Here is a 24,903-nt window from a genome sequence, read left to right on the forward strand (position 1 = left end):
CCGCGGCGGAGGTGATCCGGCTCACACATTGCGATGCTATCCGGTTAATGAGCGAGCCGGCGCAGGTGGTGCTGGTAGTGGAAAGGAAATGAAGGCGATATCTCTCTGATTGCGCTATTTGACGACCCTCAGTTGACGAGGCGGCCGGCTCGACGGCTCTATGCCGTAAAGTAATTGAACATCGCGCTCGTCGAGATGCAGCAGTGCGCCAAAATCGGATGAGGTATAGCCGAACTGGTCCTGGTGAAGCGTGACAATGTGATCGAACAGCCTTGTCGTCTCGGCGGGAAATTGTGTTTCCTCGGGCTCTCGCTTGCGCCACCCTCTGGCACTGAGTTGCCGCCAAAGATAATCGGTTTGGTTTTTCGAGAGGAAACCCGCCCGGCCCCCACGATATAGCAACGACGCAACGGAAACGCGCCAATACCGCTTAAGCTGGACCAGACGCTCCAACGTAACTCTACCGCCAATGAAATCGCCCCTCAATTGCGCGGACGGAGCCAGCAACTCACCCGCGAAAGAGTCCGCCTCATCCTCCATTTCATCCGAGGGGATCGAATGCATGATGAGATGACCAAGCTCATGCGCAAGCGAGTGCCTCATCCGATCGGCAGGCGCATTCTTGTTCAGGAAAATGACCGGCGGAACATCCCTCAGGCGCATAGTCACACCGTCGACATGTTCTGCGAAATCCGCCAAAATCACCAAGATGCCTGCACGCTCACAAAGCGCAGTGAGATTCTTGATAGGACCGTCTTGGACCATCCACGCCTTGCGGATGAACAGAGCCACTTTGTCCGCCCCGCCCATCTCATCGGCGTCCAGCCGAGGCAGCGGGAGTTCAGGCGCCAGATCGATAGCGCTGAGAAGGCGGCGCAGATTCATGACGCGCAGGTTGAGTTCGGCGTGCAATCGCTTGAGATCAGTGGCGTTCACCGACGCCTTTTTCCTCCAAGCTACATCGTGAACGCTCAATGGGAGGCCTGAAAGCTCATCGTTCTGAGTAAAAAAGGAAACTGGAAAACGCAGAGCTGTCGCGACGGCCTCAATCGTGGCCGTAGAGGGCAGCGAATTTAGCAGCCCCCTCTCGATGCGAGAGTAGTGCCCTTGGTCAAGCCCGGCGTCTTGCGCAACTTCTGCTTGGCTTTTTCCACGATACTGCCGTGCAAGAAGCAGCATGTCGCTATTAAATACGGAAGTCATTTTCCGCCACTGTCTTTCGTCTTCTTTTCGACGGATGGTTGATCCGTATGCTTGAGTTTCGCCAGCTTCGCCGGATCCACCTCCGGTTCGGGCAACGGCAATTCGGCGGTCGGCACTACCACACCAGCGTCATTGAGCTCAATCTTCCAGAGATGCGCGCCTTTGTCTCGGGCTGACACACCAATCCAAATTATTTCCGTCTCAAACTCGTTGAGGACATAGCAGAGTTCAACACGCTGAAGGCCTGCATAGCCGTAAAGATCAATGTCATGATTGTCGAAGCTTACCGCTTCTGTTGTGGGATAGTTTGCCGTGGTCAGGCTGATATCTGCATGCTTGAAACGAAATAGGACTGCATCCTCAATGATAAATGAGGCTGTATCCCGATGTTCGACGAATTTGAAGTCTGGGTCATCGACAGATAGAAGGCTGAGTTCGCGAACTACCTCCTCCCATACCAGCCCTCGGAAGGTAGATTTCCGCCGCCAACGGGCACGCTGAGGATACTCCTCGTTCGCCTGCCTCCATGCGCGGTGGACCGCACCATGAATCCGCGACGCCCGCCCCTTTTCCAGCAGCACCTGCTGAACAAAATCTCGCAATGGAAGTGGCACGAAGAATCCTCACTCATGTCATGAGGGAGGATAGCTCCCCTTTTTTACGAAAACAACCTCAAAATATGCGCCATCTTATGTACATGGCCCACCGGACGGGCGCGGGTAGCGGCGCGGGTGGTGCTGCCCCGTCGCGCGCTTAGCCGCCTTATCACGGTGGCGACCGAGGCGATCAGGCGGAACTCGCGATGTGGGCGGGCGGTGGTGCCGCCGGCGCGGATCCAATTCGCGCGGAGCAGGTTCGAACTCGCATCCCGGCACGATGCCCTGCCGCTGCCAGAATAGCCATTCATCTTGCTTGTTGGCTCGGCTGGCCTGAAGCTTAGCCGACCATCGTCTTTTGACGACTACCCACGGAGCTGCATGGCATGAGCTTCTCCGCCACCCTGCTCGACCTCGCGGGTTTCGCGGCTCTGCTGCTGTGGGGCATCCATATGGTCCAGAGCGGCGTGATGCGCGCGCTCGGGCCGCGGCTGAAGATGGTGCTCGGCCATGCGCTGGCGGGGCCGCTGAAAGGCTTCTGCGCCGTCGCCGTCGTCACCACTCTGCTGCAGAGTTCGACCGCCACCGCGCTTATGGTCTCCGGCTTCGCCATGGGGCGCCGTGGCGCTTGTGGCTATGGCGCCGGCGCGGCGCTCTCGGAGCCACGTGCATCAACGGCCGGCGTCTGCGGGATGGGCGCCGGCCGACGCTTGTCAAACCAACCTGATGCGCACTCGGTCAAGCGCGTCCCAGGTGAACGTGGCAACCACCTCGGGGAAGCATCCAGTGGTTCCGACTTCCTGCCGCTCCAGGTCCACACATGACGCTCTAACAAACGGATAGGACACGCCGGTCCGATCGCGGTGACGGGCGATGGCACGATGATATGCAGCGAGAACCTGATCTTCAATGGACATAGCATCAACTCCAGCTAACTGAGTAGCCTACGTGCGGCTCATGCCCTTGTTGGGCTGAGCCTTCGGAGCGATGCGGGGGCGACGCGCACAGGCGGTGCGGATGACCCGGCCTCCTCAACGTGCTGCCGCACGCAGTCTCAGGAAGCACAGTGACGATACAGCAAGCGCGGTGATAGGCAAGGCTGCGGGGATCCGCGTCCGACAATCCACGCGCTCGTCGGGAGCAGGCCTACCTCGGATACGAGCTCGCCCGATCTGGCCATGGGTCAGCTTCGTTCTTCGGGAGACGGGTAGAAGGTCCCAATCCACTGTCGCTTCAACTGGGCGAAGGAGACCCTACTGGGTAATCCTCGCATCCAATCTGCAGGAAGAAAGGCGTTGACCTGCTCGCCGACCTGTACCGCCAGTCGACCCATCTCCGACACGACCGCCTCAAGGGTGGTCGCCGCCATAAACGGGCCGATGACTGCATCCCCGTCCTTCTCAGGGCGCATCATCCAAGCCGACTTCATCGTCGGGTGGCCCGCCAGCTCCGAGAACAGCTCGTAAATCTCCGCACGCCGTTTCGCGGTGAAGCCATCACGGGCATCGAGCGCCTCCCGCACTTTCACGGGCGAGAAGTCCTTCATTCGCGCTTTTTTGTCGGCCTGACGCCATCGCGCGATCAGGGTCCTGTCACGAGCGAAAAGGTTGAGCAGGAAGACCGTCTCGAGAATATCGCGAAGGATCAGCGCACTGTTCTGATGATACCCGGACAGCACCAGCTTGAGGCTGGCTCCGAACGCATTGAACATCCGCATCGATAGAACCTGAGCGACCTTAAGGTCTTCGTTTATGGTTTCGAATTGTCGAAAGATGTCGGCAAGATTCATTGCCGCTTCCACGATTTCCAGGTGCAGTTGGAGGCGGTAGTCATTGGCAATAATGCCGATGGCCTTCTCGCGTAATTGTTCCTCTGCCCCGTGCAGGGAATAGAGATTGGCCGGGATGCTGGTGCTTCCCGTTGCCATCATTTTTGCCCCTTCCTCAGCCTCACCCCGGGCCCCACGCCGTTCTCGGCAACGAAGATCACGCCGGCGGCTTCGAGGCCATGCGGTGGCGCGCCTTAATGCGACTGCCCCTTCTGCACTTTCGCCCGCACATCGGCGGCGAAGCGGCACACCGGATCGGACATGGCTCGCGCCGTTCCGCAAATCCAGAGGATAAGGCCGGCCGCCAAACCAGAGAGGGATAAGTCCGCCTCCCGCGTTCGGGCACGGTCAAGAGCGCGGTTCGCAAGCAGGAATACGATGAACGTGAGAATCGTGAGTACCAGCACCACCCACGGGAACAGGTCGAGCGGCGGATCTGGGAGCGTGTGAGCAAGGTGCTGCTGTGCGAAATCGAGCCCGTCTCGCTGTGATTGGGTGAAGATGTCCAGGCTCATCGAGCGCCTCCCGTGCGTTCTGCACGCTACGAGAGAGAATAGCCGCGTCTCGCCCTGCTTCAATCCTTGGACGAGGCCTTCGCAAGGCGCACTCCGGGGCCTTCCGAATAGGCTGTCACCTCGTCCGTCGGCAGCACGCCGGGCCGGCGCCGCTCCGGGGCCGGGGCCGGGGCCGGCAGTGGGCGTCGCGTCGAACTCGAAATGGAGGGTGCGAGCCGAGGAGCGGCAAAAGGTTCTTTAGCTTGTCAATTTTTCACTTATTTTCGATTGTATTTTCCAGGATTCAGAATTTCATCATGCGAATATACCATGTCTTCAATCTTATCAACGCGCGTATATAGCTCAGAAATCGTTTCATCATCTTCAAATGAACGTTCAAGTCGAGCCAATATTTCCGCATTTACCGAGCGGCCATTATCAGAGGCTGCCTTGGTAATTCGATCTTTTAGTTCTGGAGGAAGCCGAAGCTTCAATTGGGGGTCTTCGCGGGACATGTGGGCACGATGCACCACCGTGGTGTTGACATCAATGGACCACCGTGGTTACGGTACCACCGTGGTTAATTTTGGTTTATCCGATGCGAAGAAGCGCCCATCAGATCAAGCTCCGCGTGCCACCCGAAATGAGGGAATGGATCGAACGGCAAGCCGGGCGCAATGGCGCCTCGCTCAACAGCGAGATCATCCGGTGCATTCGGGAGCGAATGGACCGGATGGTTGATTACACACCCGAGAACGAAACGGCGGCGGAGCCAGAGGCCTAGGAAACCCGCTCCACCGCCGCTTTTGAACCCACCATCAGAACAGCGAGAACCAACGATGAGTAGAACGACGAATACCCCACCGCGCGCCGGCGCGAAAGCCCCCGGCTTGCCCACTGCCCAGAAGCCCGTCGATCCGGTCATTGCGCTGATCGCCCAATGGCGAGAGGCCCGCGCCGAGTTCGCCTCGCGACCGCCGAACGATACCGAAAGCTGGCATGACGACGACGAGCTGAACCGAGTTCCCTCGGCACAAAGTCTCGAGGGGGCCATCGCGGCACTGGAGTTGGCCCAGATTGAACCCGACTTCGCGCCCGCGCTGGTCCGGTCGGCACTCGGCTGCCTGAAAACGTTCACCGCTCCGGTCGAGCGGCCAGCGACGCGAATGGAATTGGAGGCCTATCGCGAGTGGCTCTTCATGGAAGGGCGCCTCCTCGGGATGGAGCTCTATCCGGAGATGGGGGACGATGCTGATCGCGTGGTCCCCTGCAACACCGGCGCTGGCGAACTCCATCTGCCGCCTTGCGGCTCCTGGAGGAAAATAGCGAAGCCTTCGTCGCGAGCAGTGCGAATACTCACGGCTGTCGGCGCGAACTTCGAGAAGATCGCCCGCTGCGGAGCAAATGGCGGCGGTATATTGGGACCGGACAAGGCGACCGGATCAGAAGACGAGGCCCACCATGGCTGATCCGATCTTCGCCGCCATCGCATAACACCAGCGGCGCCGGGCCGAACACGAGGCTGCATTCGACGCGGCGGGAGAGGCCGAACTGGCAGACTGTCCCGACTGCCCTCTCGCTGCCGAAGCTGGCGCACTGCGCGATGCCGCCTCCGAGCTGGAGGTCGAGGCTCTGGAGCAGGTGCTGCACACCGTGCCCCTCACGTCCGCCGGCATGCTGGCTTGGCTGGACCACATCAGCGGGCCGGCCGGCTTCGACGGTATCGCTCCGCGCGACGACGACATGGCGGCCATCTTCGGCACGATGCGGGCCTTTGTCGTGGCCACTGGAGGCGCCCATGGCTAGGCGCGTCCCTCCCGCAAAGACGGTGCCGTCGGTCGCTTCCACCTTCGAGCACCAGCCTGATCTCCGGGCGCTACCGGTGGTCGCCGCGATCCCCGCCGGACACCTGACCTTTCCAGTCCTGGACGAAGCCTTTCATCCGCACCTGCGCCGCGGCGAATTCGCCGTGGTGGACTTCGCCGACCACCAGCCGGCCCATGGCGAGCTGTTCCTGATCTCCTACCGGGATCCCCGCGCGGAGAGCGGCCAGCGCTACCGCCTGTGCGAGATGCGTCGGAAGCGCTCGCGGCGCGAAGGGAGGGAAGAGGGATGGATCGCGCATCACCACGAGCCAGATGGCGGATCATTCTGGCTTGCGCACGGGGCCGTGGCTTTCCCGCTGTCGGAGGGCTTGTTCTCGACCGAGGGCGCCGCAAGCCGGCTGGTGGGTCGCATCGTGGGTGTGTTCGTGCCGGCGATCGGCATCACGCGCGGACCGGAGAGCGGCGCATGAGCGTGATCGCCGCTGCCCTGCGCGAGCTGATGGCCGCCGGTCTCACCGGCGACGAACTGGTCGCTGCCGTCGCCCGGATCGAGGCCGAGATGGCGATCTCTCCGCCGATCGCTCGTTCGAGCGACGCGGTCGAGCGGAAGCGCGAAGCCGACCGCGAGCGCCTGCGTCGGAAGAGGGAAGCTGCCAGGGCGGAGAACGGTCGGGCGGACGACCGGGAAAAGTCGCAGGTGTCGCACGAAGTCGCCGATTGTCGCGCGACTTCCGCGACATCGCGCGACGAATGCGACCCCTCTCCCGAGGAAAAAAGAAAGGTCTCCCCCTGCACCCCCTCTAAAGAAAAAACCCAACCCTCTCCCAATTTCACCCCGTCGGTTCCTAACGGAACCTCCTCCCCCTCGGCGACGGATTGCGACGCGACGGATCGACAGGACGAACTTGCCGAGGCGCTGACGGTATTCAACCGGATGGCGGCTGAGGTCGGCCTACCCGAAGCGCAGGGACTGAGCCGTAAACGCCGGCTGGCCCTGAAGGCTCGTTTGCAGGACTGCGGAGGGATTGCCGGCTGGCGGATCGCCATGGACCGGGTTCGGTCATCGCCGTTCCTCCGCGGCGACAACGACCGCGGATGGCGGGCGAGCCTGGATTTCCTGCTGAAGCCCGAGAGCTTCGCGAAGATGATGGAGGGGGCCTATGATCCGGCGCCGGGAGCGCAGCGGCGACGGACGGAGCCCCGGTCGTCGATGGTCACGGCCGCCGCGGAAGTCCTCATCGATCATCCGGATTCCGAGTTCGGGAAGCGCGCCAGGGCCGCCGGCTTCCGGAGCGGCGATCTCCGCGGAGGTGACGCGATCCTCGCCGGGATGGCGCGGGTGGCTGAGCACAGGTTCGGGCAGCGGACAGAATCGACGCATGGGCCGGTGATCGATGGAGCCGCAGACGAACTCTTTCGCGACTATGCTGACGTCTAGTCTTGGGTATTCGATTTCAGCTACAGCATGCAGATACCTGCACAGCGTGAAGTGACTGAAGAGTCGTTGAAAGCCGACGAAGAAGTACTCGCCAAAACAAACGGCGTGGCCCAAGGATGATGTGGTCAGGCTTATTGTCCCCGCCGTGGCACCAAAGCGAGAGGAGGCGCCATGATACCGCATGCCTGCACCCGATTCCCTTGTCCGTCCCCAGGCTGCGAACATTGCGACCCGCTCATCATGAGCCTGCCCGTCCCGGATACTACGCCCCCGCCCTACCGGCCCAACTGGGAATGCCCGCGCTGCCACAATATCAACGCTCGGGGGGTGACGGCATGCGATTGCCAACCGCGTACAAAAGAAGGCGAGGGATAGTGCCGGCCTCCCGCGCAAACGCCCTCGCCGCCAGGCGGCTCTCGCAAGGCGCTCCGATCGCGATGACGGCGAGGTGATCGATGGCGACGAGTACGGCCTTGTCTGTGATCCGCTCAGGGTATGAGCTGAGCCGCCGTTGGCGCCAGCGCCATCGCGGCGGCATTCGGCAAACGGCGCCGAGGACGGGCTATGGCAACCAGCCGGCGCTTCGATGACCTTCCGATGTTTGCCGATGATGTTGACATCTCCCGTGCCATCCTGGGGCCGGGGCACACGGACGAATGGAAGGCGATCTCCGTGATTCTGGAGCGGCATGGGCTCCCGATAAAGGATCTCGTGTTCGGCGCCCGGTACTGGCCCGCGGTCAAAGCTTGGTTCGACCGTCGAGCCAGCCTCCATAACCACTTCATCCCCTCGAAGGTGGGGGGCATGGAACGACCGCGTGAACCGCTGGAGCCACCTCGGAAGCCGGTGGCGAAGAAATAGCGCTCGCGTCTCGCGGTCACCCCGCGCTGAACAGATCGTCGTCGTGTTCGGCAACCATCAGCTGGCTCGGCGCCGGCCACGGCGGTGTCGTGGAGGGGCTCTCTCCAACTCCGATTGCTGTGGCAGTTCAGGAAGCGAGACATTTCCCTTGCTCTGCGGCTTGCCAGTGATCGGCAATTTCATGTGCGTCTGGCGATGCTCGCCATCAGACTTCGGCTGGCGCTTGGTCGATCGAGCCGACGGTCGCGCCTCCTCGGCAGAAGCCCGCGCTAGGTTGAGCTCCAGCAGCCGCGCCAGGGCTTCGTCGTCTGAGATGTCGTCTGGCCAGCCATAGGCTGCCGCAACAGCATCATCGAGTTCGCGGTGGGCGTTGATCAGCCATTGCGGAGGCCGGTTGTAGAGGTTGGTCAGGGTGCGGACGCGCAAGATCGCTGCCGCGGCAGTGTCCTTCGGGAGCATGCGATCGGGAAAGCCGGGCACCACCTCCGGCTCGATACTGGTCAGATCGGCTGGGTTAAGCCAGGCGTTGCGAAGCTCATCCAGGCGTTTGGCGGCTTGAGCGATGAAACCGGCGCGTGGATCACGCTGCAGACGGGCGACTGGGAGGTCCGGCGTCAGCCCATCAGGAAATGGGAACGATTCGAAGCAAGAGCTTATGGTATAACGAGGATCATTTCCCGTGCCGTGCCATGACCCCACGCCTAACGACCACCGAAGATGATATTTTGAATTTAACAATCCAAATATAAAATCGTCGTCCCGAGCAATGATTTGAAGTTTGTGGTCCGGGACGATTTGAGTAGATTGCCATGCAAAGACCCTATGGCGCGAGACCTCGGGGGTAACGATAATTCGATGACGCCCATGAAGCGCGCGCCACATTCCCGGCCTTGGTTCAACATGCCGCCACCAGCGCTCACGGTAGGTATCACGTCGGTTTTTGGCCCGCTCGGGGAGCACATGCTCCTTCACATATTGGAACGGCGCCTCGTATAGTGATGCTTCCTGCTCCGACATTTCCCAGCCGAAATCGATGATCCACATATCACGGGACCGGCGAGTGGTATCCATGCCGTTGCGCCAGGGCCGCAGCACGTCGGAGTTTGATCGACCGTTGGGGTTCAATGGCATCTGAAGCCAAGCTCGCGCGAGTTCTCCTGGGATGTCAAAGGCGCCGCCCTTCGTGTCCCCCATGAATGCGACGCCAAGGTTTTCTCTGAGGCGGCGCGCCTTTGTGAGGTCCACTGCGCCGGCTGTGAGGTCGGCATTGATCCGCGCAACAGGCTCGCCATCAAGATGGCACACGTTTTCGCCACTGCCGAAGCATACCAAGGACACCCGTACCGCGGCACCATCGACGACCCAGGGCTCGTCGCTCCAAGCCTCGAATATACGGCTGTCGGCTGCTATCTGATCCAGCACCTTACGGTTGGTGCCGCCACGGATGGAATTTGTCGCTACGAGGCCGACCCCCTGCGTGTGGCCGTTCCGAACCATCGCCAGCGCTTGTTCGAACCAATAGCAGACGAGGTCGGATTCCCTCGGCACCCGACCATCGTAGAGCGTGAAGAGCCGTTCCACGGCATTGTCCCCGAGCCCCTGCCGCAGCAGCTTGCCGCCGAGGAACGGCGGATTTCCGACGATGAAATCCGCGGCGGGCCACTTGGTGGACCGAAAAGCGCCGCCGGCCTCGGGGCGAGCCAGCAGATCCATCTGCCCCTCTCCTTCGGGAACCGGCACGCGTTCGACGAGGGCATCAGCTTGCTCAATCGCCTTCAGCTTCCGAAGAACGGGAACGTGGTGCGTGCGGATCCCGTTTCGCAGGCGCCACTGGATGTCACCAATCCAGATCGTCGTGCGCGCGAGCTCGGCGGCGAGGGCATTGATCTCGATGCCCAGCAGGATCTCTGGGCCGACGGCCGGCAGACGCGACTTCAGGCCGAGCATCTCGCAATCAAGGTTTGCGCGGTTCTCGATGTCCTTCACCCCCTGCAAGGCGAGATAGAGGAAGTTCCCGGAGCCACAGGCCGGATCGAGAATGCGCAGTTCGCACAGCCTCTCGATGAAGCGTGACCGCACCTCCTCCGCGGCTTCATCCCGGGTCATCCGGCGCCGGAGCTTCTTCCGCATCGGCGGCGTGCGCGTCCCTTCGAGGAGTGCCGAAATCTCCGTTCTCGCCTTCTCCCACTCGGCTCGAAGCGGCCGCAGGATCACAGGATCTACGATCCGGCTGATCTTGTCGGCATCGGTGTAGTGGGCGCCGATCTGAGCCCGCTTTTTGGGATCAAGGAACCGCTCGAACAGTGTACCGAAGATGGTCGGGTCGATCAGGCTCCAGTCGAGGCTGTCGGCGGCGATCAAAAGGCCGATGTCGCCTTCGTCAAGCGGGAGCGCCCTACGTCCGTCGAACAGGCCTCCGTTGAAGTGCATGATGTCGGTGAGTGCGAACTCGCCGCCCTTCTCCATGGCTTCGAACAGGCCATTGAGGTAGTCACACGCTTTACCGGGATTTTGGGACACCCGCCGTAACAGCTTGGTGAAAATCGCGCCGCGGAGAAGGCCAACGCTCTGCGCGAAGAAGCAGAACACCAGCTGGTTGACGAAGTGCGCGATCTCTTCCGGCGAGCCCCGCCCTTGCAGACGCCAAGCGATCGTGGAGAACTTGTCGGCCGCATCCTTCGTCAGTCCGGCCCGCGTGCGCGTGGGTTTAAGCTTTTCGGGATTGAAAAAGACGTTGTGTAGAATCTCACGGTTATGCGGATCCGTGATGTCGTCTAGAGCAATCTCGTAGGTAGTGGGGACTGTGTTCGTCCATGCTGTGTGGATGCGGAACCGCTCGATATCACAGACAACGTGAAGTGGCGGGTTTTCCAAGGCCGGGGCGTAGCGCATCAATTGGAGAAGTGCGCCGTCCAAATCCCCATTTTTCTGTTTATACTCCCAGGCGAAGTGATCGCGCTTCCAAACATCGGCAAAGCCCCGCCCGCCGCCGACTTTGCTGGCGCCCTTCTCGAAGGCAAAGAATTCGCCAGTCGGGTCGTCTTCGGTAGGCGTCGGGTGGCCGACCAAGGCGCAAAGATCGATGAAGTGCTCCTGCGCAGTTTGTCGCTCATTAAGCGAGGCTGACTTCCACTTCTTGACGAAGGCAAGCGGCGACATCTGTGCACGAGCGCCGGCACCCATTTCTGCCCCCGAGGTCGTCCAATTTAACAATTCCTTAAGAAATCAACCTTGGCGTGAGTCAGTCAACAACGCACTACCGTTAACCTTACCGACGACGGTGATGGCTCTTTGCTGGCAGGCCCGTCTTATTCTTCTTCATCCCCGCTATCGGAGAACATGATCTGCGCCCCGCTGCCCAACGGCTCCGGCTGGAGATGACCACGCTGGATGATCACGACGATGCCGGGCCGCACATCGGAAGGAGGTGCGGCGTCCGCCTGCTGCGCCAATTCTTCGAGCGCCCGGATCGCCTGGACCGCGGCACCCTTAGCTTCGTTCTGATCCCGCAACTCGGCGAGGCGATGCACATTGCGCGGGCGCTGCGACACCTTGAACGCCGCCATTTCCGCGTTGAGTGCCGCACGGAACTTGGGATCCTGGGCGCACATGTGGGCATTGCGCTCGGTCATCCCGGCCTCGATGGCGGCCTCGGCGAGCTTGAGACCCCGCCACACCATGCCGTCGATCAGGGCCCGGCGTTTGGGCGTCATCGGGTCCGGCGTGGTCAGCTCGGGGAGAAGGTCGTCGTCGGTCTCGTCGGTCATCGTGTTCTCCTCAGCGCAGCCGGATTTCGGCCAGGGGTGCCGGCGGGCGCGGCGCCGGCGCGGGTCGCATGACGGGCACAGGCAGGACCTTCCTCCGCCGCTTGCGCTTCAGCGACGGCCCACCCGGCTGGATGGCAGCCTTGAGCAGCGGCGACGCCCGGAAGCGCAGGCTGTATCGCGTCCCGTCGCCGGGCACCTGCCGCAGCAGGGTGTCGGAGAAGCGCACCTGCGCCATCCGCCGCGGCGGCAAAGGCCTGTGGCCGGGCACATTGCCCTGAAGGCCGATCGTCGTTCCGCCGAAGCGGGAATAGAACGTGCCGAAGCCGGGAATATGCACGTCGCGGCCGGCCGCCAGTTCGCGCGCGATCACCCGCATGATGATGGCGCTCATGTCGCTGGCGAGGAGCCAGGCGCCCCGCCGGTCCCTCCCGCCCTTCCGGCAGCCGAGCGCGCGGCGCGAAAGCGGCTTCCAGCGCCGGCGGACTTCGGCCCGGATGCGATTGCGCATGCCGTTCTCAGCGTCGATCACTCCGCGGCCTCCTTGATTTCGAGGAGAGCGGCGGCCGAGGCTGCCTCGGCCGCCGCTTTGGCTTCTCGCCTCCGGTTGCGGCCGGGCAGGCGCTGGAAATCCTGATCCGTCCATCGGCGCATTTCTCCGCCGGACAGTGGAAGAACGAGCTGATCGGGATCGGGAATGGGCGTCGGCGCGGGCCGGCGCGCCTCCAGCACGGCGAGTTCCAGACCGAGGGCTTGAAGGAGGAGCGCCATGGAGACTGGGCCGAGCCGACGGCCGCTATCGCGGTCCCATGCCTCCAGTTTGCCCGTGTACCCGTCTTGCAATCCGGAACGCTCGTCCACTTCCAACTGCGTGAAACCGAGCGCCAGCCGTCGCGCTTTCAGCACATCCATGAGCTGGCGGTAGTCGCGGCAGATGGCGAGCGGCTCTAGGATCATCCCTTTCGCACCGCCTTCTCCGTCATGGCGGACACGGCGCGCGGCGTGGCGCAGTCCGGGCACGACAGGACGCTGCCCAAATCCTCCAGCGCGCGATCAAGGTGCTCGGCGGCAAGGTCAGCGAACGCGACGTGCGCAACGACGCGGCACCTTGGGCACCAGGCTGAGAGCCGGTTGAAGCCGAAGCCGGCCAGATAGGAGAGCGAGATGCCAGCCGCGTCGATCGGCGCTGCCGCCGGCGGGGATGAGGGCCGGGGCGCGCGAGGTTTCCGATCGATCGCCGGCAGGGGCCGTGCGAAGCTGGTCTCGGGATCCCAGCGCTTGCAGGGCGCGCCCCAGTTCATTCGGGTCATCGCACGCCTCGCGGCATCGCATCGCCGGGCGCCCACCAATAGGACTGCCCGAAATCGCGCTGCGCCGCCTTTTCGGCGCGGCGGAACGAGGCGCGATAATCAGGATCGACGAGCGTCTGGAGCTGGTCGAACAGGAGGCGATCCACGGCGAGGCGCGTGTACCAGAGGCTTGGGTCATAGCGCCGCGCGGTGCGCACGAGCTCGGCGCCGAACGTCGTGTCGTCGCCTTCCATGAGGCGCCGCAGCTGCTGCGAAGACAGGCGGGCGACATCCTCGGCCGCACCGATGGCCGGGCCGGCGAGGTCCGAGACGGGCGATCGGCCGGTGCGCGAGGTCGAGGCATTGATCAGGTCGCCATAGACGCCGAGCGAGCCGGATTGCAGGCCGGAGCGCACCCAGAAGCCGGGATTGTCCATGGCCTCCGGCGTCTTGCCGTAGATCACCGCGCGGGCCTGGATCGCCGCAGCGCCGGCGAGCAGGTTGAACAGCACGAAGGCGGTGCCATTCCAGATGCGCTTCTCGATCGGCCCCTGCGTCGCGAGGCGCATCATGTGCGTGGCGACCATCGTCATGCTGAACGACTTGAACAGCGTGGCGCTGCGGACCATCTCGCCCCAGAACGTGCCGGCCGTGGTGCCGCCAGTCATGACGGCGCGGATGCGGGCATCGGGTTCGAGGATCGCGAACGCCCGCTCCTCGATAATCGCGCCCAGCAGCTTCTCGCGCAGCGACCGGTCCGCGATGCCCTCGCTGTCGAGGAAGCGCGCACCCTCCACCTCCAGCGGCGCGCCGGAGCGGATGCTGTCCCAGTCCTTCGCGCTGATCTGGTGACGGTCGAGGAAGTTGGCGAGCGGCTCGTTCACCCCGCGCAGGGCATCCAGCGAGTGCCCAGCGTGATCCGCCAGATTGCCCATGAATTCCATGGTGAAGACGCGCTTCATCATGTCGGTCCACGCCGCCAGCCCCTGTGCCCGGATCACGGTGTTGGCCATGGCGCGCAGGATCTGCGGGCCGGATGCCTCCCCGGCGAAGCGGACGAAGCCATGGGCGCTGTCCATTGCAGCATGCGCGGTGAGTTGCAGGCGCGCCGCGAGGGCCCGGCTCTCCTCACCGCCGCGGCCTATCTCCCGGATGACCCCGGACAGAATGCGACCAGGGTCCATCCCGTTGTAGCTCGCGGCGAGCGCGGTGGTGACACTGTCGCCCGGGATGGCCGAGACGATGGCGCCGCCGAGCTTCGAGGAAACGTTCAAGGAGCGCAGCCCGCCGAAGAAGCCGGCCATCAGTGGCCCGTCGACGGCATTGGCGCGGCCGGTCAGCACGTCATAGGTGCGCTCGGCGATGGAGCGGCTCTCCAGCATCCGCAGCGGGTTGAGACGCTGCAGCCGCGACAGGCCGGCCTCTTCCTCCTTGGCCATGGTCAGCGCCGCCCGAACGATGGCCCCATGGTTCGGCCCGACCACTTCGGCGAGGGCGATCTCATTGGCCATCTTGTGCAGGTGGCCCATCAGCAGGCCGAAGGCGTTCTCGCCGGCGCCGTACTTCTCGGAGAGGCGCAGCCAGGCCTCCGCGCCATCGGCGCCGCCGCTGAACTGGAATGTGCGCTGTTCGGGCGAGAATGCGGTTGCGGAGCTGTCGCCGACTGTGATGTCCCGATAGGCGCGATCCAGAACGAAGTCCCGTCGGTCCATCTTCGCCGGCGCGCCGGTGTCGCGATCCCACAGGGTCACGGCGCCGCGGTCCACTTCGGCAGCGAAGTCGGCCTTGAACTCCTCTCGCGTGAAGGTGCGGACGCGCAGCGTGTCCCAGAACTGGGGCACCCGCCAATCCTCGCTGGCGGGGAGGTTCCGCCCGGCCGCGGTGACCCGGTCTACGGCCTCCTTCTCGGCGGCCTTCCAGCCTGCTGCGGCGGCCTTCGCCGTAGCATCCCCCGTCTCGACCCCGAACACCTCCCGCACAAGATTGCGCACGCCGGCGATCTGTTGCCGGGACTGGCCGAGCAGGCCGGGAGAATAGGCCTCCAGCGCTTGGTCGACCTTACGCGCGAGCTGAGCCCAGATGACCTCGCCCTTGGTCGCGACGTTCTCGCCGCCGGCTTCCCAGATGTCCCGGGTGAGCATGGACATGACGCCGGCGACGCGGCCCTTGGGATGGCTGAGGACGCGCTCTTCCGCCTTCGCCCAGGCGATGGCCTGCTTCGCTGTGTCGTTCTTCAGACGCTTGGCCGAGGATTCCAGCGCGCGCGCCGCGGCAAGGCCGGCGGCGGCCTCGGCGCTGGCAGGCCCCATGCTGCGGGAGAACTCGCCGCGGGAGCGCTCGTAGAGGCCGAGCGCCTCGTCGGCGATCTGCCGCGTGATCTGCCCCGTCTTCACCAGCTTGTCGATGCAGTCCACGACGCTCACGGCAGCACCTCCGGAATGGGCATGGCGCAAGCGCGGATTTCCGCAGCCGCAGCGATGCGGGCATCGGCTTCGTCCAGGAGATCGTCGACAGACCGCATATCGGCGACGCGCTGGCCGGCCTCATCGAGACGCTCGCCGACGGGGATCTGGAGGTCTCGGGTGGCGCGCAGCTTGTCGAGGTCGTGCAGCACCGCCGCCTCGGTCTCGTCAGCGGAGCGGGCGGCGACGATCTTCTCCGCCGTCAGCTCGTCGGCCAACGCGGCCACCTGCTCCGGGCGCTCCGCGGACGGCGTGGAGGCCGGTCGAAGCGGCTCGCGGGCTGCCGCAGAGCCGGGCAATGCCTCCGCGATGGTGCGCGGCCGCAGCATCACCTCGTCCAGAATGGCGAGAGCTTCATCCTCGTTGCCTGCGCGCGCCACAGCGGCGGCGACCGTCGCGGCTTCGTCGCGCGGCATGTCATATCCGACCTCGCGGGCGAGCCCCTGGATGCGCTTGCGCGTCTGCTCGGTCCAATGCCCGGCACGCGCCCGCTGCTCGCCGACAGGATCGGCCCGGCCGGCGGCGGGCGTAGATAGCGGTTCGGCGCGGCGCCGGGCCAGGGCGCGGTCGACCAGGTCTTCGGTGACCGAGCGCAGCACCTGATCGGCTTCACCATCGCCAGCATCGAGAATGCGGCTGGCGATCTGGGCGGCCTCGTCTTGAGAGAGGCGAACGCCATATCCGTCCTGAGCGAGCCGGGCGACGGTGCGGCGCATCTCGGTGGTGATGGCTTCCCGCCGACCGGCGGCGCGCTGCTCTCCCGCCGTGATCCGGCGCGGAAGGTCCGCGTCCGCCTTGTCGAGCTTGGCGCGGGCTCGCGCGTCGGTCTCCTCCGCCCGGGCGAGCGCCTTCTCCTTCCTCGCGAGGGCGGAGCGCAGGCCTTTCGCCTCGGCGGCGAGGCTCGCGATGGCCCGGGCGTCTCCCGGTGCCGTGGCGGCCAGCGTCTCGGTGATGCTGGTGCGCTCGGCTTCGAGCTCCGCACGGCGAGTGGCAGGCAGGCCTTCGCCGGCAAGATCCTGCTCGATGGCCGACAGCCGGGCCGCCGTGTCTGGATCCGTCGGGGTGCGCGCACCGGCGAGGCGCTGCTCGGCCGCCGCAAGGTCCGCGCGGAGGCCTTCCACCTCCGTGCGCAGGGCATCGCGATCGGGAGCCCGCGCCTCGATTGCTGCGCGACGCGAAGCCAAGCTGTCGGCTTCCGCGCGCAGGGACGCGAAGGCCGCGGCGGCTTCCTGATCAAGCGACCGGGCCGAGCCCCGGATTTCCGCGAGCTGAAGCTCGGAGAGCCGCTCCATGGAGGCGGGCAGGCGAGCGGCTTCACGCTCCAGGGCGAAGGCGGTCTCTTCCGCGGCGACGGCCTTCGATCGCGCCTCCAGCACGGGGGCGAGGCGCTCGCCATAGGCGCGCAGCAGGTCGGGCGTGACGTTCTCGGAGACATCTACCGGCCGGCCGGAGACGAGGTCGTCGATGGCCTTCTGGAGCGCCGTGCGGTGTGCGATCTCGCCTTCGACCGTGGGCACGAGGTTGGTGTCGGCGATCTGACCTTCGCTCGCCACCACGTTGCCGGCGTCGCGAACGGAGCGCGGCCAGGCGCCGGTGCGATACCGCGTCCAGAGCGCCGAAAGCCCCTTCACGCCGCCCCCGAGCACGCCACCAGCGACGCCCGCCATCAAGACGTTCTGGGCCGCCTCGCCGCTCGCGCCGTAGCCGGGCTCGACGCGTTCCTTGAAGGGAGCGGCGAGCGCCTCAATGCCGATCTGGGTGCCGGCGGTGATGCCCGCGGTGGCGAGCGCGGTCCCGAGGATGCCAAGAGAGGCCGGCGCCGCCAGCGGCACGGTCACAATGTTGACGGGGTCGGTCGCACCGGACGCGAGGGAGCCGAGCGCCAGCCCGGCGGCTCCACCCCATGTCTGCTCGCGGGAGACGGCCCGCTGGTACACCTGCCGCGCCCGGCGGGCCTTCTCCTCGCCCAGGCGGTCGAGATCGTCCACGGTCAGCGGCTTCAGATTGAGATGGGGGAAGCGCGGCGCGAGCGCCGTCAGCTGGCCGTTCAGCTCGGCGAGCGCCGCATCGCCGCCGCCTAGCGCCGGGTTGGTGAGCACCGTGCCGGTCTTCTCGCGGATGCCGTCGAGATAATCCTGGACGCCCTCCATGCGCGAGGTGCTGGAGGAGACCGACTGGCCGAAGAGGAGGCCTTCCCGCCAGGAGGCGTCGAAGGCCTCGCCGAACTCCAGCGGCAGATCCTCGGCCGGGTGCTGACGCGCGAAGTCGAGCGCTTCGCTCTGGTAGCGGGTGAAAATGTCGAGGCTCATCGTGCCTCTCCAGGCCAACCGCCATCTTGCTGACCGAAGTTCGATTGGGCCCACGGGAGGGCCGGTGCTGCCGCCGGCACACCCCAGGTGCGGGGCGGGGCAGGCACCCTGTTGTCCAGGCGCAGGATGAAGGGCGTGCCGTCCTCCTGGACGGCATATTGGGGGCTCTCGGCATTGCGGTTGAGCCGCACCAGGTAGCGCCCGGCGCCGAAGGATTCGAGGCCGGCGCTGTCCCGGACATATTGAGCCGTGATGGGCTTGCCGGAACTCGTGCGAACGCCCGCAAAGTCCGTATCCGCGAGGCCAAGCAAGATGCCGTCGAACGTCGACTGGCCCATCCCGCGGCGCGGGGCGATGATGGTGCTGCCGTTGTGGCGGACCGTGCCACCCGTCACCTCTTCCGTCGCCCGGTCGAGCCGTTCGCGCTTCAGCACGCCGGACGTGTCGCCGGCGGCCGCCGACAGGTCGGCATACCGCGCCTTGATCGCGGTCCGCATCGTCGCATAGGGGCCATTCTCGCTGACCCCGGCGCGCGCAGAAAACGCCCCCACGGGCAGTGCGGCGTCGAGCGCTTTCACGAAGTCTTCGGCGTCGGTGCCCTTCTCGGGGACGAACCTTGGCTCGACCGAGAGCGCTTCGCGCCCGCGCACGATGCCGGCAGCAATATCCGGTGCATCCTTCGCCAGACCTCCGGCAAAGGCCAGCACCGCCCCCTTCGGCCCAGTCTCGTGCAGTTTCCCGAACGTGGCTTCCCGCACGCCGGGCGGCAGTGTGGCCAGGGCGCCGAGGATACGCACCTTCCCGCTGGTGTCAGCGGCATCGAGGGCGCTGGTGAGGGATCGCAGATCCTCCCCCTCGAAAGCGGGGACCGGCCTCTTCAACTGGTTCGTGACCACCATGGCGGCCTTGGCGTGCGCCTGGAGCGCGGCCTGCACCTGATCATCGGAACCCTGCCACGGCACCGGCGGCGGGGGCTTGATCCAGCCGGCGCGCACGCCGCGCAGGAGCGGCGTCTCCTGCTCCATGCGCTGGAGGGTGGCGAACCGCTCTTCGTCATCGAGCAGAGCGGCGCGGGCCGCGTGGTTGCCGCCGGCCGCCGCCTCCTCGAGGCTGTTGCGGAGAACCTGCCGCGCATCGGGCGAGAGGTCGAGCAAGGCCCCCGCCCGTTCCGCATCGCCGAGAAATTCGACGGCCTGCCGCTTCCGCTTCTCATCGAGGAACGGGAACACTCGACCGGAGAGAAACCCGACATCATCCTCGGTGACGTGCCACTTGCCGATGGACTTCTTCGCGTCGGCCATCATGCCGTCGAACGTGGTGCCGGCCCATTGGCGCAGGCCCGCGATCTGAGACGGCGGGAGGCCCGCGACGCCGCTTCCATACTGCTGCGCCTGCTGCTGATGCAGCGACTGCGCATAGGCCGTCGCGTTCTCAGGCGTGTCGAACTTGCCGAGGTGTTTGCCGGACTGGCGATAGAGCGCGATCGCCTCCTCATTGGACAGCACCTTGCCATCCGGTGAGACGGTCGGGATCAGCACCTCGCGCCCGTCCTCGCCAATCGAGATCGACCGAACGGTGCTGATGGAGCCGTCGGCGTTCTTCACCACCGGGCGACTGCCCAGATCGATGTTTCCCGTCTCCAGAAGGCCAGCCGGCGGGCGCGAGGGGAGCGGGTCAACCGCTCCGGCTCCGCGCTCCGCCATCTTCTGGCTGGTCCACCGGATGAAATCGCCGTTGGTCTTGAGCCCGGCAAGCCAGGGGTTCGCGTCGATCACCCTCTGGCCGACGGTCGCGCGGAAATCGCCCTCCGGGTTCTGGAGGATCTTCGGCCCGGCGCCTTCGCCCTGATAGTACACCGCGTAGAACTCGCCGGGTGTGGGTTCGCGCCCGACAGCTGCCTTCGCGGTGGCATAGACGGACTGCATCTTGCGAATGCCGGCAGGGATCTGCGCGTCCGGATCGGTCGTGTCGCCGATGCCGGCGGAATCACGCTCGGCCTTCAGCAGCTGGAAGATGCCGAACGCCGACGAGAGGGCCTTTCCGTCCTTCCCGATCGGCCGGCGCGCGGGATCGAACCCACTTTCCTGCGCAATGATGGGCATGACGATGTTGAGCGGCAGCCCCGCTGCCTGGGCAGCGGCGGCCACCTTCTGGCCGATGGGCGAGGTCGCGCCCGGCACCGCCGAGCTCCGTGACCAATCCGCCGTCGGAAGCGCAAACTGGCCGCGCTTTCCGCGGCCATATTCCATCGCATAGGTGACCCGCGCCGCGCCGATCGTGTCACCGAGGCTGAGCATCTTCTGGCGGAGCAGGTCGCCGTCCGCCTCCAGATCCACACCATCCCGGAGCGCCGTGATGGTGGGTTCGGCCAGGGCGCGTATCTCGCGGATGTCTTCGGTCGCCTCGGCCTTGCGCGCCGAGACGTGCGCCTTGACCATGTTGAAGCGCGACTGGCGCTCCGCTTCATCCATTTGCAGGCCGGGGTCGAAGATGGCGATCTCGGCCTGCTTCAGGGCCTCGTGAGGGCCGACGCGATCATAGGTGGCGTCGACGCTCGACAGGACGGCAGCCGCGCGGCCGCGGTCCTCCAGGCGGCGCAGGCGATCGTCGACGACGGCCGGATTGTAGCCCCAACGCGGGTTCTTGCCGAGTTCGCCGAGGATGGACCGCGCATTCTGCACCTGGGCCAGGTATTCGCCGCTGTTCACGCCGCCCTTGCGGGCGAGGGCGACGATATTGTCGGCCACTGTGTTGTACTGGGTCTCCAGTGCCGTCTTGGCATTGGCCTGCGCGACAGCGAAATCCCGCTCCGACAAGTCGAGATAGTGGCCGAGCCGCAGCTTATCGAGGGCGGCGGACACCGCCGGCCGCAGGGCCGGTTCGGCCCGGTTCACCAGCTCCTTGTTATAGAGCTTCGCCATATCGTCGAACCGCTTCGGGTCCGCCTCAAACTGCTGCCGAAGCTCCAGCATCTTTTCAGCCGCGTTCGTCTGCAGCTGGGCAAAGTAATGTGCGCGGGCACCACGCTGATAGGCCTGCCCCAGCACGCCGAGCGTCGCCATCTCGGTGATTTCGGGGGTGCCGTCGGGGCCGATGGTGACGGCCTCGGCGCCGCGGGCTTCCGCCTGCTCAATGGCGATGGGCTTCACCACCTCGGCGGCGTTGTCCATGGCCCGCGCGAACATGGCATAAGGCGCGGCAATGTCGGCGGCCGTGATGCCGGAGCGAGGCGCCTCGGTCAGCGCCAGGCGGTGGGGAACTTCAGGAAGATCAACCATTGCCGCCTCCTCAGGAACTGGTCGAGCCGGGCGACTTCATGCTGCCGAAGCCGAACTTCGCCATACCGGTCACGGCATCTAGCCCGCCCCCCACCAGCGCCATATTGGCGGCCGACCGCCGGAACGCGGCCTCATCGCGCTTCGCTGTCGCCTGCATGTCGAGGCTCTCGACGCGAATGCGCCGCTCGCGATCGGACACCCGTCGCTGCTCGTCCATGATCGCCTGCGTCGTGGGACTGTCGAGGCCTACATTGGCGGAGGCGCGAATGGTGCCGATGCGCGCGAGGGTGCGGTTCAGCTCCTCGCGCAGGGCAGTGTCGGTCTGCGCCGCCTGCGTCTTCGCCACCATGGCGTCGCGCTCGGCAACCGCCGCCTGATAGGATTGCGCCTGGGATTCACCGTAGGCTTTTGTCATGGTCGACGCGCCTTGCAGCGCCATCGTGCCCAGCATGACAGTTGCAGAAATGGGGTCGCCCATCAGATGCCCTCCTGCGGCGTGCTGAGGCGACCGATGTTGGCGAGGACGCGATTGAGCTCTTCAACCAGCGTCTCCTCGCGCTGCGGCGCCACCTGGGCATCAGCAAAGCGCGGCAGATTGCTCGGGCGAACGAGGTGCGACGGGAAGGGCGCGATGTTCGCGACGGTCCGCTCCTCCGACGCCTGCATGTGGTGGGTGGATACGCCGCTCGGCATGGAGTTCTCCCGGCTCCGGCCTGGCAGGCCCAGAGCGCGAACGAAGGGGGTCGCAGAGCGACCGCCGGAGCCGAGAGAATTCGAGATCGGTGGCCGCGCTCACCCGCTGCCAGCAGGTGTTCAGGAGAGGCTAGGGCCGCCGCAAATCGCGACAACGCACCGGGTCATGCGTGCAGCTATCTCTCAGGGCTAGCTCGGACATGGGGGGCACCGGGCAGCCGATTGCAGCCCTAGAGGGGGAGATGCCAAGAGCGGGCTGCATCCCGGTGGTAGGTGCGAGAGCACCACGATTGCGGTACTTCTTGCTGGGGGCGGCGCGGTCGATAAGGGAGCAAGGGATGAAGGATGGGTTGGGAGCGGCAATGATCTGCGGCCTCGGCGTCGTGATCGGCGTCGTGCTTGGGTTCGCCCTGGCAGCCACATTCTGGGATCCGCTGGTCCGGGCCATCAACGAGAACCAGCTATCCAACTGGCTCGGCTTCACCGGCGCCGTGCTGGGAGCCCTGGCGACTGTCACGGCCGGCGCGCTCGCTTACGTCGGCGTGCTTTACGGTCACGCTGCCAGCAGCCGAGACGCAGCCGTTCACCGCATCACCGGCTACCTCGCGACCATTCGCAACCTCTATTCGACCTGGATGGAGATGCGCGACACCGCGGACACGGACCCCAACCGGTTGATGAAGATCGACACGCTGCGGAGCCAGCTGCAGCGACCGGATATCACCGTTGCCCTATATGACTCGATCCTGCAGGAGGATCAGGTTGCGATCTTCGTGTTCTGCAACACGTTGAGGGTCGCGCTCACCCACGGCCATCCGCACCAGCACAATGCAGCGGACATTGCCCTCTACATCTTCGAGGATGTGACGCGGGCCCTGACAATCCGAAAGCGGCTGCTCGAAGAAGGCAAGCCGCTCCGTGAGGTGCAATCGACGAAGTTCCTGCGGCCGGACCCCTACATCAAGGCGCTGTCGTCCGGGCAGACGGACGAGCTTGCGGCGCACAAGGCGTGGGTCAATTACGCGCCGGCGGTGACCGCCGATCCGTTGCCGGCGCAGTTGGCGGCCAGCCCGTAGGGCGCGGATGGAACGCCACGCCCTGCCCACATGGATCGCTTTCGGCCCTTCGGCACTACGGCAGGGTGTTCTTGTGGACCCGTCCGTCCTTCATGATGATTGCGAGGTTCCGGGCCGGATCTTCCAGCAGCCGGATGTCGGCGACCGGGTCGCCGTTCACCACCAGGATGTCCGCCAGCGCTCCGGCCTCGATCACACCCAGCCTGCCGTCATAGGGCGAGCGCAGCCCGGAGAGCGCCAGAAGTTCCGCGTTGACGGCCGTGGCGATGCGCAGTGCCTCCGCGTTCGAGTACCAGTTGGCGAGATGGGTCAACATCACGCTTTGCCGTGGTGCGAGCTCGGCGGAGAACAGCAGGTCCGAACCCCAGGCCGCCTTGATGCCGAAGCGCCGGATGAAGTCGTAGACCTTCGGCGTGCCGGCGAAGAGCCGCTCGGCGCGCTCCGCCGCCGGCCCTGTCAGCGCGCCCGTATCGGCCGGGGTGAGGAAGGGCTGCATCGAGAGCCAAGCGCCTTTTTCGGCGATGGCCTGTGCCGTGGCCTCGTCCATCAGGTGCCCGTGCTCGATGCAGGTGGCGCCTGCTCGTAGCGCCCGTTGGACGGTCTCGGGCGCATAAGCGTGCACGGCGACATAGGTGTTCCAGTCGCGTGCCACCGCCACCGCGGCACGCAGTTCGTCCTCGCTGAAGGTGGAAATGTCGAGCGGGCTGCGAGGTGAGGATACCCCACCGCCGCCCACCACCTTCACCTGCGAGGCGCCTTGCAGCAGCTGCTCCCTGATCCGCTGCTGCAGTCTGCCGGCATCATCCGCGATCGCCGCAGCGCCCATGCGCTCGCTCAGGGAGAGCCGGTCGCCGTCGCGGGGGATCTCCGACGGCATGCGCAAATCACCATGGCCGCCCGACGTCGTGATCATCGCGCCCGAGGGGAAGATGCGCGGGCCGGCGATGATCCCGCTGTCGATCGCCTGCCTGAAGGAAAAGACGGGTCCGCCCATATCGCGCACGGTGGTGAAGCCGCGCAGCAGTGTCCGCCCGGCTTCCGCTGTGGCGGTCGCGAAGATGATGCCGGGGTCGCCGGCCAAAAGGACGTTCAGCGGGACGGCGGCGTAGATCGCGTGCCAGTGCGCATCGATCAGGCCCGGCATGAGGATGCGGCCGTCGCAATCGATCACTTGCGCGCCGTCCGGAGCCGGGTTCATGGCGGTGTCGACCGCCGCGATGCGATTGCCTTCCACCAGGACCTGGGCCGGCACGAAGCCTGTGCCCGAGCGTCCGTCGAATACCTTGGTGCCCCGGAACAGGATGCGACGCGGCGCTTGCGCCGAAGCCGTGCCGCTGGCCAAGCCAGCAACGCTGGCTATGGCCCCGGCGAGGAAGTGCCGCCGCGAGAACGCGTCGAGACGCCGCGTGGCTTGCCGAAGCGCGGGATCGCAGCAGCCGCACCCGTTCGAACCCGCGAGGTGGCCGTATCTTTTGCCCAGTCGCAGCATGACGCTTGCTCCTCGCCTCGCGCAGGGTGGCAGCCATTCCCCCGGGCACCCTTCATGGGCTGATACGCCGATCTTTGGGCGCGAGAGTGGCCCCTCCGGTTGGCGCAAGCAACCGCCGCGCGTGGCGCTCCGCTCGAACCGCCTCTGAGAAGGAACAAGGCAGCATCGATGTTCCGGATATTTCTCCGGCCTGAAAAATTTCCGACCCGGGAGCTTTTGGGGCTCCGCCTGTCTCGCTCTGGGCCGGCCGCCGCCACGCTGGCCCGGGAGGCGGAGGACACGACTGCGGTCCGACAC

Annotated in this window: 23 protein-coding genes and 1 pseudogene; 7 read left to right on the forward strand and 17 right to left on the reverse strand. The window is 65.3% G+C overall.

Annotation, left to right across the window (positions count from 1 at the left end):
• Positions 1–114: 114 nt before the first annotated feature.
• Both A37E_RS0117200 and A37E_RS26990 read right to left on the reverse strand, forming a co-directional pair.
• On the reverse strand, positions 115–1,203 hold the full coding sequence (locus A37E_RS0117200; protein WP_029557747.1) for an XRE family transcriptional regulator: 1,089 nt from the start codon (positions 1,201–1,203) through the stop codon (positions 115–117).
• Positions 1,200–1,817 carry a hypothetical protein gene (locus A37E_RS26990; RefSeq protein WP_156026362.1) on the reverse strand — a complete coding sequence of 206 codons (618 nt, stop codon included), beginning with the start codon at positions 1,815–1,817 and terminating at the stop codon, positions 1,200–1,202. The genes A37E_RS0117200 and A37E_RS26990 overlap by 4 nt, the downstream gene beginning before the upstream one ends.
• Before the next feature lie 368 nt (positions 1,818–2,185).
• On the opposite strand from A37E_RS26990, the gene A37E_RS27485 reads away from it, so the two are divergent.
• On the forward strand, positions 2,186–2,623 hold the full coding sequence (locus A37E_RS27485) for a Na/Pi cotransporter family protein (protein ID WP_029557748.1): 438 nt from the start codon (positions 2,186–2,188) through the stop codon (positions 2,621–2,623).
• A 359-nt stretch (positions 2,624–2,982) separates the two neighbouring features.
• On the opposite strand, the gene A37E_RS0117215 is transcribed toward A37E_RS27485, so the two are convergent.
• The 4 genes and pseudogenes from A37E_RS0117215 to A37E_RS26545 all read right to left on the reverse strand — a co-directional run bounded on the left by A37E_RS0117215 (position 2,983) and on the right by A37E_RS26545 (position 4,636).
• A complete protein-coding gene (locus A37E_RS0117215) occupies positions 2,983–3,729 on the reverse strand; it encodes a hypothetical protein (protein ID WP_245279364.1) in 747 nt (248 codons plus the stop codon).
• A pseudogene (locus A37E_RS27725) lies at positions 3,726–3,803 on the reverse strand (transcriptional regulator); the annotation flags it as partial. The pseudogene A37E_RS27725 and the gene A37E_RS0117215, both read right to left, overlap by 4 nt.
• Positions 3,804–3,821: 18 nt before the next feature.
• Entirely contained in the window at positions 3,822–4,142 is a 321-nt protein-coding gene (locus tag A37E_RS0117220; RefSeq protein WP_029557750.1) for a hypothetical protein, read from the reverse strand.
• Between the two features lie 257 nt (positions 4,143–4,399).
• Positions 4,400–4,636, reverse strand: coding sequence for an Arc family DNA-binding protein (locus A37E_RS26545; protein ID WP_081837652.1), 237 nt, complete (start codon positions 4,634–4,636; stop codon positions 4,400–4,402).
• Between the two features lie 324 nt (positions 4,637–4,960).
• On the opposite strand from A37E_RS26545, the gene A37E_RS0117225 reads away from it, so the two are divergent.
• The 5 genes from A37E_RS0117225 (at position 4,961) to A37E_RS0117245 (ending at position 8,246) form a co-directional block, all read left to right on the forward strand.
• Positions 4,961–5,590 carry a hypothetical protein gene (locus tag A37E_RS0117225; protein ID WP_156026363.1) on the forward strand — a complete coding sequence of 210 codons (630 nt, stop codon included), beginning with the start codon at positions 4,961–4,963 and terminating at the stop codon, positions 5,588–5,590.
• A gap of 184 nt (positions 5,591–5,774) precedes the next feature.
• The gene (locus tag A37E_RS27000; RefSeq protein ID WP_156026364.1) at positions 5,775–5,927 is read left to right on the forward strand and encodes a hypothetical protein; all 153 of its coding nucleotides are present in this window, start codon (positions 5,775–5,777) and stop codon (positions 5,925–5,927) included.
• Entirely contained in the window at positions 5,920–6,417 is a 498-nt protein-coding gene (locus A37E_RS0117235) for a hypothetical protein (RefSeq protein WP_081837654.1), read from the forward strand. The genes A37E_RS27000 and A37E_RS0117235 overlap by 8 nt, the downstream gene beginning before the upstream one ends.
• Positions 6,414–7,385, forward strand: a complete 972-nt coding sequence (locus A37E_RS26050; RefSeq protein WP_051679128.1) for a hypothetical protein — start codon at positions 6,414–6,416, stop codon at positions 7,383–7,385. The genes A37E_RS0117235 and A37E_RS26050 overlap by 4 nt, the downstream gene beginning before the upstream one ends.
• Positions 7,386–7,949: 564 nt before the next feature.
• A complete protein-coding gene (locus tag A37E_RS0117245; RefSeq protein WP_051679129.1) occupies positions 7,950–8,246 on the forward strand; it encodes a hypothetical protein in 297 nt (98 codons plus the stop codon).
• Positions 8,247–8,303: 57 nt separating this feature from the next.
• Here A37E_RS0117245 and A37E_RS0117250 read toward each other — a convergent pair whose 3' ends face one another.
• The 10 genes from A37E_RS0117250 to A37E_RS0117295 all read right to left on the reverse strand — a co-directional run bounded on the left by A37E_RS0117250 (position 8,304) and on the right by A37E_RS0117295 (position 22,041).
• Positions 8,304–11,429 carry a class I SAM-dependent DNA methyltransferase gene (locus A37E_RS0117250; RefSeq protein ID WP_197023003.1) on the reverse strand — a complete coding sequence of 1,042 codons (3,126 nt, stop codon included), beginning with the start codon at positions 11,427–11,429 and terminating at the stop codon, positions 8,304–8,306.
• Between the two features lie 125 nt (positions 11,430–11,554).
• On the reverse strand, positions 11,555–12,013 hold the full coding sequence (locus A37E_RS0117255; RefSeq protein ID WP_029557756.1) for a hypothetical protein: 459 nt from the start codon (positions 12,011–12,013) through the stop codon (positions 11,555–11,557).
• A 10-nt stretch (positions 12,014–12,023) separates the two neighbouring features.
• Positions 12,024–12,542, reverse strand: a complete 519-nt coding sequence (locus A37E_RS0117260; RefSeq protein ID WP_029557757.1) for a hypothetical protein — start codon at positions 12,540–12,542, stop codon at positions 12,024–12,026.
• Positions 12,539–12,967, reverse strand: a complete 429-nt coding sequence (locus A37E_RS26055; protein ID WP_051679130.1) for a hypothetical protein — start codon at positions 12,965–12,967, stop codon at positions 12,539–12,541. Before A37E_RS26055 ends, A37E_RS0117260 begins: the two co-directional genes overlap by 4 nt.
• Entirely contained in the window at positions 12,964–13,320 is a 357-nt protein-coding gene (locus tag A37E_RS0117270; RefSeq protein ID WP_156026365.1) for a hypothetical protein, read from the reverse strand. Before A37E_RS0117270 ends, A37E_RS26055 begins: the two co-directional genes overlap by 4 nt.
• Entirely contained in the window at positions 13,317–15,722 is a 2,406-nt protein-coding gene (locus A37E_RS0117275; protein ID WP_029557760.1) for a hypothetical protein, read from the reverse strand. The genes A37E_RS0117270 and A37E_RS0117275 overlap by 4 nt, the downstream gene beginning before the upstream one ends.
• A complete protein-coding gene (locus A37E_RS0117280; protein ID WP_029557761.1) occupies positions 15,719–18,070 on the reverse strand; it encodes a hypothetical protein in 2,352 nt (783 codons plus the stop codon). Before A37E_RS0117280 ends, A37E_RS0117275 begins: the two co-directional genes overlap by 4 nt.
• Entirely contained in the window at positions 18,067–21,348 is a 3,282-nt protein-coding gene (locus tag A37E_RS0117285; protein ID WP_029557762.1) for a transglycosylase SLT domain-containing protein, read from the reverse strand. The genes A37E_RS0117280 and A37E_RS0117285 overlap by 4 nt, the downstream gene beginning before the upstream one ends.
• Before the next feature lie 10 nt (positions 21,349–21,358).
• Positions 21,359–21,826, reverse strand: coding sequence for a hypothetical protein (locus A37E_RS0117290; RefSeq protein ID WP_245279365.1), 468 nt, complete (start codon positions 21,824–21,826; stop codon positions 21,359–21,361).
• Positions 21,826–22,041, reverse strand: a complete 216-nt coding sequence (locus A37E_RS0117295) for a hypothetical protein (RefSeq protein ID WP_029557764.1) — start codon at positions 22,039–22,041, stop codon at positions 21,826–21,828. The genes A37E_RS0117290 and A37E_RS0117295 overlap by 1 nt, the downstream gene beginning before the upstream one ends.
• A 338-nt stretch (positions 22,042–22,379) precedes the next feature.
• Between A37E_RS0117295 and A37E_RS0117300 the strand changes: the two genes are divergently transcribed.
• Positions 22,380–23,117 (forward strand): hypothetical protein, encoded by a 738-nt coding sequence (locus tag A37E_RS0117300; RefSeq protein WP_156026366.1) that lies wholly within the window; start codon positions 22,380–22,382, stop codon positions 23,115–23,117.
• Positions 23,118–23,172: 55 nt separating this feature from the next.
• On the opposite strand, the gene A37E_RS0117305 is transcribed toward A37E_RS0117300, so the two are convergent.
• Positions 23,173–24,606 (reverse strand): amidohydrolase family protein, encoded by a 1,434-nt coding sequence (locus A37E_RS0117305; protein WP_029557766.1) that lies wholly within the window; start codon positions 24,604–24,606, stop codon positions 23,173–23,175.
• Between the last annotated feature and the right edge of the window lie 297 nt (positions 24,607–24,903).

The organism is Xanthobacter sp. 91 (assembly GCF_000702385.1).
GTDB lineage: Bacteria > Pseudomonadota > Alphaproteobacteria > Rhizobiales > Xanthobacteraceae > Xanthobacter > Xanthobacter aminoxidans.

Excerpts from the sequence above, each read along its gene's own strand:
- A37E_RS0117295 (WP_029557764.1), bottom strand. The coding sequence starts at position 22,041 with ATGCCGAGCGGCGTATCCACCCACCACATGCAGGCGTCGGAGGAGCGG.
- A37E_RS0117200 (WP_029557747.1), bottom strand. The coding sequence starts at position 1,203 with ATGACTTCCGTATTTAATAGCGACATGCTGCTTCTTGCACGGCAGTAT.
- A37E_RS26050 (WP_051679128.1), top strand. The coding sequence starts at position 6,414 with ATGAGCGTGATCGCCGCTGCCCTGCGCGAGCTGATGGCCGCCGGTCTC.
- A37E_RS0117285 (WP_029557762.1), bottom strand. The coding sequence starts at position 21,348 with ATGGTTGATCTTCCTGAAGTTCCCCACCGCCTGGCGCTGACCGAGGCG.
- A37E_RS0117220 (WP_029557750.1), bottom strand. The coding sequence starts at position 4,142 with ATGAGCCTGGACATCTTCACCCAATCACAGCGAGACGGGCTCGATTTC.
- A37E_RS0117300 (WP_156026366.1), top strand. The coding sequence starts at position 22,380 with ATGAAGGATGGGTTGGGAGCGGCAATGATCTGCGGCCTCGGCGTCGTG.
- A37E_RS0117225 (WP_156026363.1), top strand. The coding sequence starts at position 4,961 with ATGAGTAGAACGACGAATACCCCACCGCGCGCCGGCGCGAAAGCCCCC.
- A37E_RS0117255 (WP_029557756.1), bottom strand. The coding sequence starts at position 12,013 with ATGACCGACGAGACCGACGACGACCTTCTCCCCGAGCTGACCACGCCG.
- A37E_RS0117290 (WP_245279365.1), bottom strand. The coding sequence starts at position 21,826 with ATGGGCGACCCCATTTCTGCAACTGTCATGCTGGGCACGATGGCGCTG.
- A37E_RS0117245 (WP_051679129.1), top strand. The coding sequence starts at position 7,950 with ATGGCAACCAGCCGGCGCTTCGATGACCTTCCGATGTTTGCCGATGAT.
- A37E_RS0117250 (WP_197023003.1), bottom strand. The coding sequence starts at position 11,429 with ATGGGTGCCGGCGCTCGTGCACAGATGTCGCCGCTTGCCTTCGTCAAG.
- A37E_RS0117215 (WP_245279364.1), bottom strand. The coding sequence starts at position 3,729 with ATGATGGCAACGGGAAGCACCAGCATCCCGGCCAATCTCTATTCCCTG.
- A37E_RS0117235 (WP_081837654.1), top strand. The coding sequence starts at position 5,920 with ATGGCTAGGCGCGTCCCTCCCGCAAAGACGGTGCCGTCGGTCGCTTCC.
- A37E_RS0117305 (WP_029557766.1), bottom strand. The coding sequence starts at position 24,606 with ATGCTGCGACTGGGCAAAAGATACGGCCACCTCGCGGGTTCGAACGGG.
- A37E_RS0117280 (WP_029557761.1), bottom strand. The coding sequence starts at position 18,070 with ATGAGCCTCGACATTTTCACCCGCTACCAGAGCGAAGCGCTCGACTTC.
- A37E_RS0117270 (WP_156026365.1), bottom strand. The coding sequence starts at position 13,320 with ATGACCCGAATGAACTGGGGCGCGCCCTGCAAGCGCTGGGATCCCGAG.
- A37E_RS27485 (WP_029557748.1), top strand. The coding sequence starts at position 2,186 with ATGAGCTTCTCCGCCACCCTGCTCGACCTCGCGGGTTTCGCGGCTCTG.
- A37E_RS26545 (WP_081837652.1), bottom strand. The coding sequence starts at position 4,636 with ATGTCCCGCGAAGACCCCCAATTGAAGCTTCGGCTTCCTCCAGAACTA.
- A37E_RS26055 (WP_051679130.1), bottom strand. The coding sequence starts at position 12,967 with ATGATCCTAGAGCCGCTCGCCATCTGCCGCGACTACCGCCAGCTCATG.